The following is a 17,387-nucleotide window of genomic DNA, read 5'->3' on the forward strand; positions in this document are numbered from 1 at the left end:
CATACGATCGGGAGGAACTTCCATGAAACTGTTTTTTTCTGCCGCACAGCAAAAAAGCCCGGAATACGGCCCCGAAGAACGGGCGCTGCTGCAAGATCTGCAGGAAACCAAGCGCCAGCTGGATGTGGCGCGGCAAAATTTTGAGATCGTCAGCGATCCCGACCTTGTTTCCTCTTCAGTTTACCAAATCAATTCTCTTCAGTCGCGTTATTCCTATCTGCTTCAGCGGGCCAAGGCCCTTGAAGTGATGTGCCTGCCCGCAGTGCCGTTAAGATGAACAGCGGCTCTTTTTTAAAAGGCGGCTGCAAAGCAAAAAGCTTCCCCCGGAGTGACGGGCCCTTTTCAAAAGCGGCGGTTTTTCCGCTGTCTTGTGTCAAGGCGCCTGCCCTTTGCCCGGCGAGAAGCTTTTTTCATGCCCGATCAGATCAAAGCGGGCAAAAGCGGCGGTTTTTCCCGGCGGCCGCTTCCCGCCCGAAGGGTTTTAATTTCTCAGTTTAAAAGTGCGCGGGGCCATTTTATAGGCCAGCAGAAATGCGGCGATGCAATAGACCAAACAAAACGCGGTGATGGCGCTGCCGAACCAGAGGGTGGGCAGCTGAACCTGGATGGCTCCCCAGCAGATAAAATAAGTGATCCAGTTGATGATGCTGTAAAGGGCGCTTTTGCTTTCCAGATTTACATTATAGGGCTGTAAAAGATAATAAAGCACCATGCTGTGCACAGAGAAAAACACCGACATCACAAGGATTGAAACGAACAGCACCAGATAATTCACCGGCTGGGTGGTTCCGCCCGTGATATACAGCAGCAGCGGAAGCCCCAGCGCGATCACCACGGCGGGCATCAGGTTGATGGCGACCACATATTTCAGCCGCTGGGTGAAAAGCGCCAGAATGGCCCTGGGCTGGCGATAAAAACGGTATGTCAGCATACTGTGATCGCAGTTCATAAACATTGCCTGAGCGATGGTGGTGCCGCGGTTGATAAGATACATCACAAACAGAAAATAGGGCAGATAGGTCATCAGGATCTGATTGATCTCATCGCGGGCCGAGGGCATGAATTCCACCAGCCCCACAGCGCCCGCCAAAAGCAAGGCCACGATGATGGTGATGCGCTTTATCGAGCGTGTCAGCAGTTTGGCATGGCGCTTCATGAAAAGCTCGTTGAAATAAGCATATCCGCTTTTGCCGCTGACTTTTCCCACATCCACCGTGATCTTTTTTTGCAGCGCCAGCTGCTGGGCCGCGCCCACGGTATTGATGCCTGTGCTGGGGGCAAACGCTTCGGCCTTGAGAAGCTGCTGATAGATCGACCGGTAAGCATCGAACTTCAAAATATAGCGCATGGCCCCCGCGGCGGGGATCAGCAGCACAGCGCAGGCGATCCAAAGGCTTTTCTCGGGCAGCGCATACCCGAAATAAGGCACCGCCGCCAGCGCCAGAAGCGCGGCCACAGCCACCCACACCAGCGGCGCAAGTTTATTTTCATTATGGGTCTTATTTTCTTTTTTGCAGGTATACAGGCTGACGGCCGTGAAACAAAGCTTCACGCAGATCACATAAACCGGCAGCGCCAGCGCCGTGACCGTATGCAGGCCGATCAAGCGGCCGAACAGCAGTGAAAACGGGGTCAGCCCCACAAGCATCTTGATCAGAAAATAAAGATAATTCGTCAGGGTATATTCCCGCGCATCCATGCGCATCAAAAACATGGCGTAGAATTTATCTTTGGTGGGGTCGAAGATCTGGGTGTTCAAAAACCCGCCGATCACCGTGAGAAAAAGCAGCGCGTGAATATAACCCGCCGCGGGTTCTGCCCGCATATTGGAAACCTGCGACCAGATGAACCCCAGATAAAGCGCTTTGCCCAGAAAAACGGAGATCAGTTCCCAAATGCCGCTGAGGATATTGGCAAAGATCTTCAGCCCCCGGCTTGCATAAAGCGAAGAAGGCAGAAGCTTTTTCAACAGCGGAATGCCTTTCAGCGACCAGATGATGCTGTTTGTTTTATAGGTGTTGCGCAGCCGGAACGAGATCGCAAAGCTATCAAACATTTTCACTACCTCTCAGCACGGCGATGATCTTATCTTTAAATTCGGTGTTGTTCAGGTCTTCCCGATCCATTTCGCGCAAAATACCTTCGTTGAGAATCACGATCTCATCGCACAGATCCAGGGCAAGCTCCATGATATGGGTGGAAAAAATGATGATATGTTTTTCTTTCATGCTGCGCAGAAGCTGCTTCATCTCATCCGCCACCACCACATCGAATGAGGTCAGCGGCTCATCCAGCAAAAGGATGCCGGGGTTTGCGATGAAATTCACCAGCATCTGCATCTTGTTTTTCATGCCGTGGGAATAATCTTTGATGAGGCGATCCCGGTCCTCCGGCGCAATGCTCATCATTTCGAAATATTCTTCGATGGTCTTTTCTTCTTTTATTTTCTTTTTGTTGATATCCATAAAGAATTTCAGGAACTCGCGCCCTGTCAGAAATTCGGGCACCACGGGGGCAGACAGCACATAGCCGATATCCTCGGCCTGCACAGGGCGGCAAACGCCGTTTTCTTCCACCTCGAAGCTGCCGCTATCCACCGGCAGATCTTCGTTGATGCAATTGAAAAGCGTTGTTTTGCCCGCGCCGTTTCGGCCCAGCAAACCATAGATCTTGCCGCTTTCAAACGCAAAAGACGCGCCGCAGAGAACTTCTTTCGACCCGAAATTCTTTTTCAATTCTTTTAAGATCAGTTTCATGTCTTTCTCCCTTTTGTTTCTTTTCATCTCTTGAAAATGCGCAATTTGCGGCATTTTCCCGGTTTTCGCCGCAATGCCGCTTTCACGCTGTTTTTCATCGTAACATCTCCCCGCCGCTTTTCCCCCGATATAGTGCTTTTCCATACTGTTCCAATTGGCAAAACAGCAAAAAGGCGGCGGGCTTAAGCCCGCCGCCCCGATGATTTTCACACTTTTTATCAGAAAAACCGCTTTTATTCTTCGATCTCCCACCCCTGCAGCGGATAGCGCTTGATGGCGCCGAAAATGCGCTTGCGCAGATGGGGGTTCTGTTTTTCAAGCTCTGCCAGCAGCTGCTTGATCTCTTCGCGCTTGGTGTGTTTATCCGCAGGGCAGGTGTTATGCACCACGGGCAGCTGCTGCCGCCGCGCAAAATTGATGATTTCACGCTCGGAAAGATACAGCATCGGGCGGATGCAGCGGATATCCATGCGGCTCAAATAAGTCACCGGCGAAAAACAATTGATGCGGCCTTCATAAAAAAGCGAAAGCAGATAGGTTTCCACCACATCGTCAAAATGGTGGCCCAGCGCAACGGTTTTGCATCCCAGCCCCACCGCCGCTTCATTCAGCGCCCCGCGCCGCATTTTCGCGCAAAGCGAACAGGGATTGGGTTCTTTGCGAATATCAAAAATGACCTGCTTCATTTGTGTTTTTTTCAGATGGAACGGCACTTCGATCTGGCGGCAGAAATCAACCAGCGGGTCAAAATCCATCCCCTCAAACCCCATATCCAGCGTGATGGCATGCAGCTCGAACCCGCCGGGCCAAAACCGCCGCAGTTCCGAAAGCAGCAGCAGCAGGCTCAGCGAATCTTTTCCGCCCGAAACACCAACGGCCACTTTATCCCCGGGGGCAATCATATGATAATCTTCCATGCAGCGCCGCGTCAGCGAAAGCATTTCTTTCATGGTTGTTCACCGCTTTCCGGTTGAAACCTTTTCAACCTTAAGTTTATCGGGAAAACGCCGCACAAAATCTGCGGCCCCCGCGCCCCGATCGGCGCGCCAAAAGGCCGAAAAACACCCTTTGCTTTCTTTCCCACCGCTCATTTTAGCGAAATCCCATGCAAAGCGCAACGAAAAAATTTTGAAATGCAAAATCAGAAAATCGAAGTAAAGCAGAGGTAACCGGCGAAAATAAGAGGTTTAACAGTTGCAAATTAAAATTCAGAAAAATAACCGTTGACAGGCCATTTGCCCTGTGATATAACTATAAAGGTCAAAAACACAAATTTTAATTCACACAATAAAACGGAGGATTCAAGATGTCCACATTCATGGCAAATGCTCAGACCATTGAGCGTAAATGGTACATCATCGATGCTGCCGGCAAGCCCATGGGCAGAACAGCTGCAAAAGCTGCTGCTATTTTGCGCGGCAAGCATAAGGTTGATTACACCCCCCATGCCGACTGCGGCGATTTCGTGATCATCATCAACGCGAAAGACGCTGTTCTCACCGGCAAGAAGCTTACTCAGAAATACTATCGCACCCATTCCGGTTATGTAAGCGGCCTGAAAGAAACCCAGTATAAAACCCTGATGGCAACCAAGCCCGAACTGGCAATGCGCGTTGCCGTGAAGGGCATGCTGCCTAAGAACTCCATCGGTTCTTGGTCTCTTGACCGCCTGAAGGTGTTCGCAGGTTCCGAGCACAACCATCAGGCCCAGAAGCCCGTGGCTCTGGACGCCGAATAATCAGGAGGTAGCGAACTATGTATACACCGAAAAAAGCCTATTTTTATGGCACTGGCAGAAGAAAAAGTTCTGTCGCCCGTGTCCGCCTGATTCCCGGCGGCAACGGCAAAATCACCATCAACAACCGTGATATCGATAAATATTTTGGTCTGGATACCCTGAAGGTCATCGTTCGCCAGCCCCTGGAACTGCTGGGCCTTGCCGGTCAGTTCGATCTGGAAGTGACTGTTCTGGGCGGTGGCTTCACCGGCCAGGCCGGCGCCATCCGTTTCGGCCTTTCCCGCGCTCTGCTGCAGGCCAACGAAGAATACAGACCTGTTTTGAAAAAAGCAGGCTTCCTGACTCGTGACCCCAGAATGAAGGAAAGAAAGAAATACGGCCTCAAAGCCGCTCGTCGCGCACCCCAGTTCTCCAAGAGATAGTTCGATTTTCAAAAAGCCTCGGAACCAGTGGTTCCGAGGCTTTTTTCTTTTTCAAATCAGCCTCAGCCGGCATATCGTTTCATGGGAAAGCAAATTGCCCTGATCGATCCCCATGCTGTTTTGGCAGCGGCGCTTTCGCTTTTCAGTTTATCCCGCTCAAGTGGCCTGAAAACATCGATCCATAAGTTCTGCTGCGGTTTATCGGATAACGCCGCTGCGCTTGGATGTTTTTTCTCATTTTACCATATTCGCGGCCAGCCGCATCAGGATGGCGGCTGTCTGAGCGCGGGTCGCCTGCCCTTGGGGCATCAGCAAGTTGCCGTCTCCGTTTATCAGGCCCTTTCCATTTGCCCAGGCCAGTGCATCCTTTGCATAAGCGCCGATCGCGGAAGCATCGGCATAAAAACTGAGATCTGCGCCGGCAGCGATATCGTCATTCTTATACCCGGCATAGCGATACAGGATCACCGCAAGCTGTTCCCGCGTGATGCTGTCATCCGGCCCGAAGCGGCCGTCGCTGTAACCGACGACAATCCCGTTTGCCGCAGCCCAGTTTATTGCTTCGGCATACCATTTGCCGCTTTCAACATCTGAAAAACCGGAAACCGGCGCAGCCGGCCGATTCTCCATGCGATGCAGAATGGTAACGAGCATCCCGCGCGTCAAACCGGCATCCGGGGCGAATGTGCCGCCTGCCGTGCCCGCCATCAGCCCGTTTGTATGGGCATATTCCACCGCTTCGCGATACCACGCATCCTCCGGCACATCGGTAAAGGGAAACAGCCGCCCCCCGCGCAGGCGGGCCAGCGCGGCATCCAGATCCAATATGCCCCAACCGGATTCCATATCATAGCCCGACGGGCCGATATCCCGTGCGGTGGTCTGCATCAGTTCCCGCAGCTGGGCGGCGGTGAGCGACGGATCTTCGGAAAGCAGACGAGCTGCCGCGCCGGAAGCATAGGCCGTGGCATAAGAGGTGCCGCTGCCGCGGATGCAGGTGCCTTTGATGCTCGCAACGCGAAGATTATCACCCGGAGCCAGCAGGTCCACGGTGTCGTTCCGCTGAGAAAAACCGGCGGCGGCCGTGCCGTCCCGATTCGCCGCGCCGATGCAGAGAACTGTGTCATAAGCGCCGGGGTAATAGATCTCTTCCGGGGCGCTCTCGCCGCTGTTCCCCGCCGCAGAAACCACCAGCGCTCCCCGTTCTTCGGCATAATCCACAGCCTTGCGCAAAGAGACGGGATCGGCCAAGGTGCCGAATGAAAGATTGATAATCCGGCAGCCATAGATATCAATGGCGTCATAGATAGCCTGGGCCACCATATCGGTCTCGCCTTTAACAGCATTGCCGTTTTCATCTTGCGAACACCAGACCAGCGGGATCAGCACAGCCTGTGGGCACACACCGGGAAGGCCCGCCGCCGCGCTGCCCGTGATGATGCCGGAAATCGCCGTGCCATGGCCCAGCTTGTCTTCGGTGGTATCCTGCGGGCGGATATAGTTGCGCCCTTCGGCCAAATGTTCCGGCGCGATGGCGGCGGTGGAAATGCCGGTATCGATGACCGCTACGCGAACAGGCTCGGCGCCTTCCGCCGCAAAAACGGCGGGGCAAAGCGTGGGCAACAGGCAAAGCGCCAGCAACAGGGCAAAAATGCGTTTTTTCAAAACACGGTCACCTCGGTCATTTATTTTGCTTTATCATAGCACACGAAAAATATTTTGAAAAGAGATGCCCGGGCAATTGCTTCTCCGGCAGTTCAACCGCCTCAGAGCAAGCCGCGGCCACAAGGCGGGCGCTTATGACCAAAGATCGAAAAATACCGCAAAACCCCATTTTATTTCCTTTCTAAAACGAGATCTCATGGAACATCCCGCAGGACGAAATTGAGGGTGTTTGCTTTCTCCGAATCGGCGGGAAACGCTGTAACCGGCTGCTCGCAATACCGGCTGCTCTGTTCTCTGCCGCGATGATATTTCTGCTTCTGCCTTTTTTCGGCATTTTCTTGATTATATTACCTTTTGCAGATATAATATTGTAAAAATAAAGGAAGCGGAGGCGGCGGGTGTGGAGACCGACGAAGAACTGTTCCGTCGTTATCTGGGCGGTGGAAAAGACGAGCTTACCCAGCTTGTAGATCGTCACGGCGACGGCGTAACGCTGTATATAAACGCCATCATCGGTGACGCGCAGGATGCGGAGGATCTGATGATCGAAGCGTTTTCCCGCGTCTGCGCCAAGGAACCGCGCCTTTCGTGCGGAGGTTTCCGGCCTTACCTTTATAAAACGGCCCGTAACCTGGCGCTGCGCTTTGCCTCGCAAAACAAACTGCGGCGCCATTTTGGGCTTGACGATATGAACAGCGAGCCCGAAAGCGGAGAGCTGCTGGAACGGTTGGTGCAGACCCGTGAGCGAAACGCTCTTTTGCGGCTGTGTCTGGATAAACTGCATCCGGATTACCGTGAGGCGCTTTATCTGACTTATTTTGAAGATCTCAGTCATGCTGAAGCCGCCGCCGTTATGGGGAAAAGCGAAAAACAAATCAAAAATCTGGTGTTTCGGGGCAAACAGGCGCTTCGAACGCTGTTGGAAAGCGAGGGGATCACCGATGCACACGACTTCTGAGCGGGCCGAAAGAATTGAACAGCGGGCTTGTGAGCTCCGGCGGCAGCAACAAAAGCGGCGGGATCGCTTTGCGGTCGGGCTGTCGGCAGCGATCAGTCTTCTGCTGGTCGTTGTCGCCGCGCTGGCAATGCCTTCTCTCATGGCGCGGCAAGGCTTTGAAACTTCTTCATCCGGCGCTGCGGCGAGCGTTTTTCATGTCAGCTCAGCCACAGGCTATGTGATTATCGGCGTTCTTGCCTTTGTGCTGGGCTGCTGCGTGACGATTCTCTGCTATCGTCTGCGCCGCAATCGGGAGGAACACAATGGTCGAAATCATTGACAACGCCGTTCAGCTCGCGGTGACGCTCGTGTGCGCGGGCATCGCCGGCTATCTGGCGGCAAAACGGAAAAAGCAGGCCTATACCATCCTCGCCTGCTACTATGGCGCGCTTTCCATGGGTATTTTATACTGGCTCGTTTATGACCTGATCACCTCTTATACGCCGAAGATCTTCTATGTTTCCGATCTGTGCTGGATGGCAAGCTACCTGTTTCTGCTTATGCTTGTCGCCTCGACCGCCGGGCCGGAAGAACAGGCTTTCCGCCACAAAGCCGCGTGGATATCGCCTGTGATCTCTACGGCGCTGACGGTGTTTTACTGCCAGTGGGGCGACTGGGCCGAAAATATTATCTGGTGCGGGCTTATGGGCGCATCCGGTTGGTTTTCCATTCGCGGGTGCATCTGGGCCGCGCGGCAAAAGGATATCCGCCGCCGAAACTTCCACCTGGCGGTGCTTTTTCTCATCGCAGTGGAATACTGCCTGTGGACGGCTTCCTGCTTCTGGGTCAGCGATACCCTTTCCAACCCCTATTTCTGGTTTGATTTTGGGCTGAGCGGTGCGGCTGCGCTGCTGTTGGCGGCCACCGAAAAGGCGGTGGGCAAATGACTTTTATCGACCATATCTATGCCTGTATGGCCGCCCCGATTCTGATGGGTATGCTTTTTGCGGGCAAACGCCGAAAGTCCGTCTTTCTCTTTATCCTCTCCGGGATGACGGCGTGCCTGTTCTCGGCATATATCAACAGCTTTTTCGCGGGGGCGTATGGCGCGGATATCGCCACCGCCACGGCAGAGATCACACCTGTGGTGGAAGAAATCATGAAACTGCTGCCGCTGCTCTTTTACCTTCTGGTGTTTGAACCGGAGCAGGACCGCGCGCAAAACGCCATGCTTGTCATCGCGGTGAGCTTTGCGACCTTTGAAAATATCTGCTGGCTTACGGAAAACGGGGCGGATCAGCTGAACTTTCTGCTGCTGCGCGGTTTTTCCACCGGAGCCATGCATGTCGTCTGCGGCGTTTTGATTTCGGCAGGTCTGGCCTATGCCTGGCGCACCACCTGGCTGAAGGTCGCGGGCACGGCAGGTCTTTTATGCTCCGCCGTCACCTTCCACGCCATGTATAATCTGCTGCTCAGCGCCGGCGGCGCGGTGCGGATCATCGGCTATCTGCTGCCCATCGCCGCGGCGCTGCTGATCTTCACTGCGCTGAAACTGCTGCGCTTACCGAAAAATCCGGAATAACAAAATAAAACTTTGGCTGCCCAAACGGGCAGCCTTTTTTTGCGTATTTAAAAATTTTCTTTGAAAACAGTGAGACCTTTTTCTTTCTCAGTGTATTTAAGGATATAAGAGAAAAACAAAAGGAGGTGTTTTCGGAATGATGAGCGCAGAGGAACGAACGGCACTGATTTCGCGGCGAACGCAGGCACTGCGTCAAAAAAGGGAACAGCGCAGAGACGCAAAGCTCGCCACGGTCTGCTGTGCGCTGTCTATCTGTCTTGTCGGGTTGTTCCATGTGCTGACAGACGGAGGCGGCGCAAGCCATATGCCGGGGCTATACGGTTCGGCGCTGCTCTACGGCGGCGCAGGCGGCTATGTGCTGGCAGGCGTGCTGGCCTTTGCGGCGGGCGTCATTGTAACGGTACTGTGTATGCGCAGCCAAAAAGGGAAGAGAAAACATGAGATAAACGAAGAGACCCCTCACAACAAGGCCTGAATTCAGGCACACTGGAGGAAAGAGTTATGAAAAGAAAGTTTGGAGCCTTGCTTCTCACATTTGTATTGCTGGTGCAGATGGCTCCCGCATTTACCATCGGCGCTTCGGCGGCGGGCGCGGTCACCTATAACCGCGAGATCCCCCCGGCGGCAATTTTCAACGCCGACAATGGTTACGACGCCAATTATTACGCCAGCCACGCCACGGGCTGGAACGAGTATAACGCCGTTTCCAAGTTTACAAACGCCGCATACAGCAATATTGCCGCGCAAACGCTCACCTACAGCATGGGCGTCAACGCGACCCGAACCTACCGCTGGGATTGGGAGAACACCCAAGACACAATTTATAAAATTGCCGACAGCGGCGGGCTTTACATCAACGCCTCCGGCACCTTCAACAACAACTGGCACACCCACAGCGCCGGCTTTTTGCATCTGGGCAGTCAGGATGTGCTGTCCTATACCAGCATGCAGCTCTATGGGGCAAACGATACGCTCCAGAGCTATTCCGGCTTGAAATTCTCCTCCTCGCGCAATCCCTCCATGCGTTACGGCAACGGAAACTGGTCGGCCCTTCACGCCAGAGATGCGAATGGCTATGTGGGGGCGCGCAGCTTTCGGCTTGAAACCTATGAGCCGGATATCAGCTATAACGAAGGAAAAGATGTTTGTTCCTGCCACACCGGCAGCGTCACCAGTATTGTGGTTTCTTTTCTGGACGCCATTGGCCCGACGATCAAAAATATTTCGCTGGATAAAGACAAGGCAAAGCCCGGCGACACGGTACAGATCCATGTGCAATATAACGAGCCCATCCGCTTTGCGGATGACAGCCCGAACCACGACGATGCGATCATCAAGCTCCGCCTCGACAACCACGATTCCACCGTATATCGGACGGCAAACCTGATCGGTCTCAGCGGCGACACACTCACCTTTTTGTTCACGGTTCCTGCAACAGACAAAACCAGCGATAAAATTGCGGAATATTCCGTTTCCGCGCTCGATCTCTCGCCGCTCTTCATTGAAGGCTCAAAGCTGGTGCAGATCGACGGCAGCGGCAAGAGTTTTGAGGCAGGCTCCAACTACAAGGGCGACGGCTATACCACCGCCAAGGCCATCGTTACAGATCTCGCGGGCAACTCCATCACCCAGAAAACCACCTCGATGACGACCTTGCGGGTGGACGGCGTGACCCCGACGGTGAAAAGCGTCAGCCACCAGGCCGCGACCAACAACGCAACGGTCAAGACCGCGCTCGACAAAACCGATTCCGCCGCCGCAAATTACATCGATTACAGCGACACGCACCTGGGCGTTGGGGACAGCATCACTTTCACGGCGAACTTTTCTGAGCTGCTGAACCTGACCGCCGGCGCCTACACAGCGGCTACGGCGACGACCAACCTCAAAAAGAACGGCAGCGCCGTCACCGTGAGTTCCACCGCACTGACGACAATTCCGGCCACGACTACAGACGCGGCCTATTCCGCGCTGACCTTCGCGCCGCTGAATATCGAAGCGGGCATGACCTGCGATGACAGCGCGGGAAACATCCAAATAACCAAAATCGAATTTACCTCCGCGCCCACAGATCTCTGCGGCAACGCCTACGCTTCTTCGTCGTTGTCGGAAGAGAACAAGAACGCAAAACTGCTGGATGTCACTGCGCCGGCGGTCAGCACGACAATTTCCGCAACGGACAGCAAATACACGCCGATGCCCGAAACGGACGGTTTTTACTTCCCGTTCACCATAACCAGCGACCTGATAACCAGCGACCCGAATGAGCTTGCCTCGATCAACGGCAGTTTCGTTCTGGAGCCCAGCGACGGGGCCGGCAGCGGCAGCGCCTTTGAATATAAGGTGACAAATCTCACAGATGCGCCAAGCAGCTGGACAGAAGGAAAAATCGGCTCGCCCTGCACCTTTGAGCAGTTCGCGAAACAGCAGTACCTCCACATCCGCATGAAAACCGGCACGACCTATGACCTCACCGACCCCAAGCTTGTCTTCCAACCCGAGGATTATGCAGGCAACATCGGCAGCACAGCCTTCCAGCTCAAGTGGACGAAGGATACCGTAGCACCCACCGCCTCCGCCGGCACCCCGACCCGCGCACTGACGGATGCAGAAAACCGCAGCGGCACCCTCACCGTGCCTGTGACTGTGTCGGATCACTCCGGGCTGAACAAAATCGAATATGCCTGGGGAGACAGCGCCCCGACGACCGACAGCGGCTGGACTGACAGCGGCGCGAATTTGGCCGGCAACACCACCATCACCGCCAACGCTGCGGCGAATATCAGCAAAGAAAATTTCAGCAAACAGCTCTGGGTAAGGGCTACCGATAAACAGAGCAACACGCTCACCCAGAATCTGGGCGTTTTCAGCTACGACCTGAGCCAGGTCGCCTATACCCTCACGCCCAATACGAATTACGCAAACAAGGCGACGCTGCAGCTGAGCGATCTCGCCACTGATGGCGCGGTGGCTGTATTGCTGAAGGTACCGGGGGACAACGCGCACCCGAACAACTACTATGTTCGCTACTTCACGGGCAACTATGATAACATTTTCAAGGATACTTACGGCGGCTGGAAATACATGACCGTGACGAAGAGCGGCAGCAACTATGCTTTTGCAGAATTGACGCCCGACAGCACGATTACCGATGCCTACGCAAGCATCTGGAACGGCAGCTACAGCGGCAAGCTCACCGTTACGACCATTGCGGGCAAAGCCGCTGCTTTTACAACGACGACGGCAGCGAATACATTCGTTTATCCGGCCACTGCCGGTGATAATGTGAACCCCGTCTCCGCCGCCGACACGGTGATCATCGCGGCAAAATCCGGCGCCGCCGTCTATGGCGCCAGCTTTACTTCCACATTGACTCCGTGGAACGGGCTCAAAGGCGAAACTGCGAAATTTGACCCGACGAACAGCAGCAGCTATCTGTATTCCACCCTCGCGGGTTCGCAGTTCACGGCGACGCTCCAAAACAACATCGTGCCCGACCGGGGCATTGGCGATCTCGACCTCGCGAACAGCTATCTGGCGCTGTATGACGGCAGAAGCAACAACGCACCGTTTTTGAAAATTCCTCTCAGTTCGGCAAGCATCAGCGGCAATACGGTCACCTTCACGCTGCCGAACCAGAATTACCCCACCAACGGCTACTATGTTACCGTGCATCTCGCGCGACCCAGCGGCGCGGACGATATCAGATATAATAAAGAAGATGCCGATACCGCTCAGGTCTTTTTTGTGGATACCACCGACCCCGGCACGGCGGTGATCGCCGGAGTGCTTATTGACAATGACACTCTGTCCGACTACGGCACAAACGGCTATGCGCTCTACGGCCCGGTGGACGCCAATGAGACCCTGTACTATCCGGCCAGCCATATGCCTCAAATTTACAGCCAGCTCATGACCTTTACGCTGGCGGGCCAAACAAAGGTTGGTTCCTCCAACATCTTTGAATATGGATCGTATTACGGCGGTCAGCGCGCCATCCGTGCCTGGAATGTTACGGCAGGAGAAACGGAGGCATCCACCAGAGCCGGATGGCAGATCCTTATAGACAATGGATATATACCGTCACACGGGCAAAACTATCCCATCAAAGCCGATTACACTATCACCTATGTCGGTGATGCCGCCGGCGCGGCCAAAGCAGCGGCGAATGAACTTCCCCTCATCGCAAACCAGGACAATGTCATCGCCGTGCAGTCTATGAGTGATAACGGCAAGCTTTCCTCTGTGAGCCATTACACCGTCCATCCCGACAATGTGCAGGTGTCAGGCACCTTCTCCACAACGCAGGACGGCAATCCAGGGCATGTCTTCAATTCCGGCGAGGTGGTCTTTACCCCGGCGGCCGGCCAGGCTCTGGCAGGCACCAAGTTCTATTTTTGCGACGGCAACACCACGCAAAACGGTCTTGCCCTGCGCACCGAAATGACGCAGGAACTGGATGGAACCTACCGCTGCGCTCTGCCCACAGGCTTGAAAGTATTTGGAAAATATAAATTTTGCGCCATCGACCAATACGACAACTACACACTTTTGGATTATGAGTCATTACGCAACCCCTACGCAACTAAATTCCTGGATAGCGGCGCGCCAACAGTCGCGGCCGGTACGGCCGCGGCCAACGCGGACGGCAGCTACACAGCCACCTACACCGTAACAGACGATACTAATCTGGATACTAAACCTCTGACCCTGCAGCTTGGCTTTGACGATACCTACGCAGCGCTTCTGGGTCTTTCCGCAGGCAGCACCTACACCGTCTCGCTGGCAAAAGGCGGCAGCTGGACGCTCCCGGCAGGCGAGACCAACGCCTTCGGTCTCACCGGCGTCAGAGTGGATGGCCTCACCGACACTCAGGTCACGGTGACGGTCACAGGCATCGCAAAGTATGATACGACAAAAGCGGAAGGCACCACCTATTCCATCACACCCAGCCTCGCGGCTGCGGATATTTTCGGCAACACCGGTTCCGCCGTTTCAGATGGCGCCGTCAGTATGGCGAACACCAAACCCGCCGCGACAGGCTGGAGCTTCGCGAGCGCCGGAGATGGAACCCACGGCATCCACAACATGGCCCTTACGGCAACCTTCAATGTGCCTGTCACCATCGGTAAATCGTGGATCTGCCAGTCGCCGACAGGGCTTTCCACCACAAAGACGGATGAAATCCCCATCACCAACGACGGCGACCACACCATCGGATTCTACGATGTTTTCGGCACTCTTTGGCAGCAGAATGTCAAGTTGGAGAAAGTCTTTAATGACTATGGCTTCGACCTTACCTTCTCGGCCGAGGGCAATACCAAAGATCCCGTCACGATTTCAGCCAGCACCTTGAATACCGCTTACGGCACCAGCAATTATGACCCGTATGTACAGTTTTTCGATGATGATTTTACCACGCAGCTCTCTCACATGGCAAAAACGCCCGGTTATGACGCCGAATCAAACGGGGATGTGGTGATCAAGTTCATCGGAAACGCCGAATCAAAAACCGTGACCGATTACACGATCGTGCACATCACGAACATCGTTTCCGGCGCGCCCACAGCGCGGCTGCACTACCGCTTCGAAGATACGGCCATGGTCTATCACGACGGCGACGAGCTGCCGGCATCCACCACCGGCAAGGTGACGGTATGGTATACCACCGGCCGCACTGTCACCGCGACCAACGGCGCGACCCATGTCTTCGACGCCGCCGGGAGCTATACTTTTACCTATACCGATGAGTTCGGCAACGCAGGTTCCGTTACCGCCGATTTGAGCAATGTGAAATTTACGGGCGGCGCGCCTGTGTGGAAGGATACCAATCCGCCGCAGCTCTCTGTATCTATTGAAGCCAAACGCGCGGGCAGCTACACATGGTCGGAAAACTTCGGTGTTTCCGGCGCCGTCATCAACGGCGGCAGCGCGATAAACACGATTGGAACAGCGCTTGATAAAACCGGTTACACCCAGGGCTACAATTTCGCCGTCACCGCCGCGGACGATTCGGACTGCAAGCTCGTTGTTCTCAACACCGCGCCCACAGGAACAGTGGATTACAAAACAATTTCCGGTTCAGAAATTCCCGGCGTCACGGTCTCCGGCGGAAACATCTATGTGAACAAGACCATCACCGCCGATTTTGCCGTTACGGTGGTGGACAGCGCCGGAAACTACAGCGTGTTCACCATCCCGAAAGACTCTCTGAAATTTGACAACACGGCTCCGGAAGTCACGGTGGAATGGGAAAGCGCGACCCTTTATAAACGAACCGCTTACCTGACCGTCTCGGATAAAGACGACGGCAATAACGACACCGGCGGCTCATACACCGTCACAGCGCCCGGCTTCACGCTGGTGACTGCCGAGGGCGCACACAAGGGGCAATATTCCTATGAGTTCACCTCAAACACCAAAAAACAGATCGTCGTCATCGACACCGCCGGGAATAAGACGACGAAGGATGTGAGCGTCAGCGACCTCGACGACAGTGTTCCCGAACTCACGGTGGAATGGACTCCCTGCTATGTGGACAGCAGCGGCACGCGCGACACCGAATCACCCCCCAGAGGGCCGCTCAACACGGATATGATACAAAGAACGCCTCAACAGGAAGCACCGTACAGGCCTACCGCATCAAAACCTTTAAGGACGAGGCAGATTTTACAAAGTTTAAGACAAGGGAAGCCGGAAGCGCCTATGCCGGTGAAACCTATAAAGAAATTCTGCTGGTCTATCGCGGCGAATTCACGGTAAAGGCGAAAACAGAAGAAAACGGCATCACCTACCCCACCTACCTCAGCGCCGTCAGCACCAAGACGCTGGGATCGGATCAGCAATACACAGTGTCGAACTGTGTCACCATCAACGGCTGCATGGATTTTGAGGGCGGCACCATTGCTGTCTATTATGAAAACTACAAGGCCAGTGCCCTCGATCACGCCGTCTGCACGGAATTCGACGGCGAGCTCTACACCAGCGACGCCCGCACCTCCATTTGGAAGGGCAAGGCCATCTTCACAAAGCTGGAACAAGGCAAGGAATTTTCGCTTCTGCCCTATGACGCAAACGGCGTGCGAAAATCTGTGGACGGCAGCACCGTCAAGCTCATCTGGCCCTCCGTCGCGGGCGCGGCTCAGACCATCGCGGGCATGGTTTTCAAGCTGGCCTACGGCGAACTGGGCGTCATGAAAGACGGCAATGGGAACGAAAAAGGGCGCGTCGTCTCTTTCTCGGCAAAGCTCGATCTTTCCTTCACCGGCAAGAGCGACGATGAGGAAGCACCGCAAAAGCAAAGCTTCTGGTATAAATTCACGAGTTACTGGAAGGATTACAAAGACGGCCGAAGCCTCTATGACTACGCCTACAACAAAATGGATGCCACAAATGAAGCGCTCGACTGGTCCAATCTCGATGAGTCGCCAAATGAAGATTCCAAGCAGCTCAGCGCCTCGGCGCTGGTGCAGGATATTCTGTTCGGCTGCGGCGAGGGCTTTGTGGGCGTCAACTTCAAGGTAAGCGTCGCCATCCAGAATTACATCGACGGCATGCCAAAACTCAACTGCACTCTCGCAGTGAACACCATCGGCAACTGGTCCTTCGGAATGGAGGGCAATTTCAAAATGGATACCTTCAAGCTGCAGGTCAAGGTGTCCTTCATGAGTTACGAAAATATCCCCGTGCCGGATGAATACTATGTCTTTGTCGGCGGCTTCAAACCCGGCATCAATGTGGATGGCTGCGGCGTCCTCTGGCTCACAGGCGGAGGCGGCGGTATGTCCGGCATCTACAAGACGCTCTTCTGCAGCGGGGTCCCGCCGCTCAAACTCATCATGAGCGTCAGCGTCAGCATCATGCAGGTGCTCAGCGCGGATGGCACCCTCAAGCTCGGCCCCACCGGCATGTCTGCGGAGATCAAAGATCTGAAGGTGGAAGGCCTGTCAACGCCGCTCATCCCCAGAGCCATGTACGCCTTTGAGTGGTATCCCGGCATCGACATGCGCGCTTCCCTCAGTGTGAGCATTCTGCAAATCGTTACAGGCAGCGGATACATGGTTTTAAAAACCGATTCCAATTATGAAAACCCCTTCTTCGAGGCGTTTGCCCGCGGCTCGGTGAATGTGCCAAAATCCGTTCCGGCGCTGGGCGGCATGTCACTGGCGGCGGTCAATCTTGGCATCAACAACGAAAAGGTCTGGGGCAGCCTCAAGGTCATCTGCTGCAAGCTGGGCCTCACCTATTACTGGGGCGCCGACGGCGTTGACTTTGGCACCGGCGAAGA

At 54.6% G+C, this 17,387-nt stretch carries 13 protein-coding genes; 9 read left to right on the forward strand and 4 right to left on the reverse strand.

Going from position 1 to position 17,387, the window contains the following annotated elements; all coding sequences use genetic code 11:
• The first annotated feature begins 22 nt into the window (after positions 1-22).
• Entirely contained in the window at positions 23-277 is a 255-nt protein-coding gene (locus ACJA3I_RS10550; protein WP_458862557.1) for a YaaL family protein, read from the forward strand.
• A gap of 204 nt (positions 278-481) precedes the next feature.
• Here ACJA3I_RS10550 and ACJA3I_RS10555 read toward each other — a convergent pair whose 3' ends face one another.
• The 3 genes from ACJA3I_RS10555 to ACJA3I_RS10565 form a co-directional block, all read right to left on the reverse strand.
• Positions 482-2,056 carry a hypothetical protein gene (locus ACJA3I_RS10555; protein WP_458862558.1) on the reverse strand — a complete coding sequence of 525 codons (1,575 nt, stop codon included), beginning with the start codon at positions 2,054-2,056 and terminating at the stop codon, positions 482-484.
• Positions 2,049-2,756: an ABC transporter ATP-binding protein gene (locus tag ACJA3I_RS10560; RefSeq protein WP_458862559.1), complete on the reverse strand. Its 708-nt coding sequence runs from the start codon at positions 2,754-2,756 to the stop codon at positions 2,049-2,051. Before ACJA3I_RS10560 ends, ACJA3I_RS10555 begins: the two co-directional genes overlap by 8 nt.
• A 233-nt stretch (positions 2,757-2,989) precedes the next feature.
• The gene (locus ACJA3I_RS10565; protein ID WP_458862560.1) at positions 2,990-3,706 is read right to left on the reverse strand and encodes a tRNA lysidine(34) synthetase; all 717 of its coding nucleotides are present in this window, start codon (positions 3,704-3,706) and stop codon (positions 2,990-2,992) included.
• Positions 3,707-4,062: 356 nt separating this feature from the next.
• Between ACJA3I_RS10565 and rplM the strand changes: the two genes are divergently transcribed.
• Together rplM and rpsI are read left to right on the forward strand one after the other, a co-directional pair.
• On the forward strand, positions 4,063-4,494 hold the full coding sequence (rplM, locus tag ACJA3I_RS10570; RefSeq protein WP_458862561.1) for a 50S ribosomal protein L13: 432 nt from the start codon (positions 4,063-4,065) through the stop codon (positions 4,492-4,494).
• A gap of 17 nt (positions 4,495-4,511) precedes the next feature.
• Complete coding sequence (rpsI, locus tag ACJA3I_RS10575) at positions 4,512-4,916, forward strand: 30S ribosomal protein S9 (RefSeq protein WP_458862562.1); 405 nt, start codon at positions 4,512-4,514, stop codon at positions 4,914-4,916.
• A gap of 234 nt (positions 4,917-5,150) precedes the next feature.
• On the opposite strand, the gene ACJA3I_RS10580 is transcribed toward rpsI, so the two are convergent.
• On the reverse strand, positions 5,151-6,581 hold the full coding sequence (locus ACJA3I_RS10580) for a S8 family peptidase (protein ID WP_458862563.1): 1,431 nt from the start codon (positions 6,579-6,581) through the stop codon (positions 5,151-5,153).
• 400 nt (positions 6,582-6,981) lie between these two features.
• On the opposite strand from ACJA3I_RS10580, the gene ACJA3I_RS10585 reads away from it, so the two are divergent.
• From ACJA3I_RS10585 to ACJA3I_RS10610, 6 genes are all read left to right on the forward strand, one after another.
• Positions 6,982-7,539: an RNA polymerase sigma factor gene (locus ACJA3I_RS10585; protein ID WP_458862564.1), complete on the forward strand. Its 558-nt coding sequence runs from the start codon at positions 6,982-6,984 to the stop codon at positions 7,537-7,539.
• Positions 7,523-7,858 (forward strand): DUF4179 domain-containing protein, encoded by a 336-nt coding sequence (locus ACJA3I_RS10590; RefSeq protein ID WP_458862565.1) that lies wholly within the window; start codon positions 7,523-7,525, stop codon positions 7,856-7,858. The genes ACJA3I_RS10585 and ACJA3I_RS10590 overlap by 17 nt, the downstream gene beginning before the upstream one ends.
• Positions 7,842-8,465 (forward strand): histidine kinase, encoded by a 624-nt coding sequence (locus tag ACJA3I_RS10595; protein WP_458862566.1) that lies wholly within the window; start codon positions 7,842-7,844, stop codon positions 8,463-8,465. The genes ACJA3I_RS10590 and ACJA3I_RS10595 overlap by 17 nt, the downstream gene beginning before the upstream one ends.
• Complete coding sequence (locus tag ACJA3I_RS10600; RefSeq protein WP_458862567.1) at positions 8,462-9,100, forward strand: PrsW family glutamic-type intramembrane protease; 639 nt, start codon at positions 8,462-8,464, stop codon at positions 9,098-9,100. Before ACJA3I_RS10595 ends, ACJA3I_RS10600 begins: the two co-directional genes overlap by 4 nt.
• Before the next feature lie 136 nt (positions 9,101-9,236).
• Positions 9,237-9,575: a hypothetical protein gene (locus ACJA3I_RS10605; RefSeq protein ID WP_458862568.1), complete on the forward strand. Its 339-nt coding sequence runs from the start codon at positions 9,237-9,239 to the stop codon at positions 9,573-9,575.
• A gap of 47 nt (positions 9,576-9,622) precedes the next feature.
• Complete coding sequence (locus ACJA3I_RS10610) at positions 9,623-15,862, forward strand: hypothetical protein (RefSeq protein ID WP_458862569.1); 6,240 nt, start codon at positions 9,623-9,625, stop codon at positions 15,860-15,862.
• The last annotated feature ends 1,525 nt before the right edge of the window (positions 15,863-17,387 follow it).

Origin of the sequence: Acidaminobacterium chupaoyuni, assembly GCF_047936785.1 — a bacterium.
Classification (GTDB): Bacteria; Bacillota; Clostridia; order Oscillospirales; family Butyricicoccaceae; genus Acidaminobacterium; species Acidaminobacterium chupaoyuni.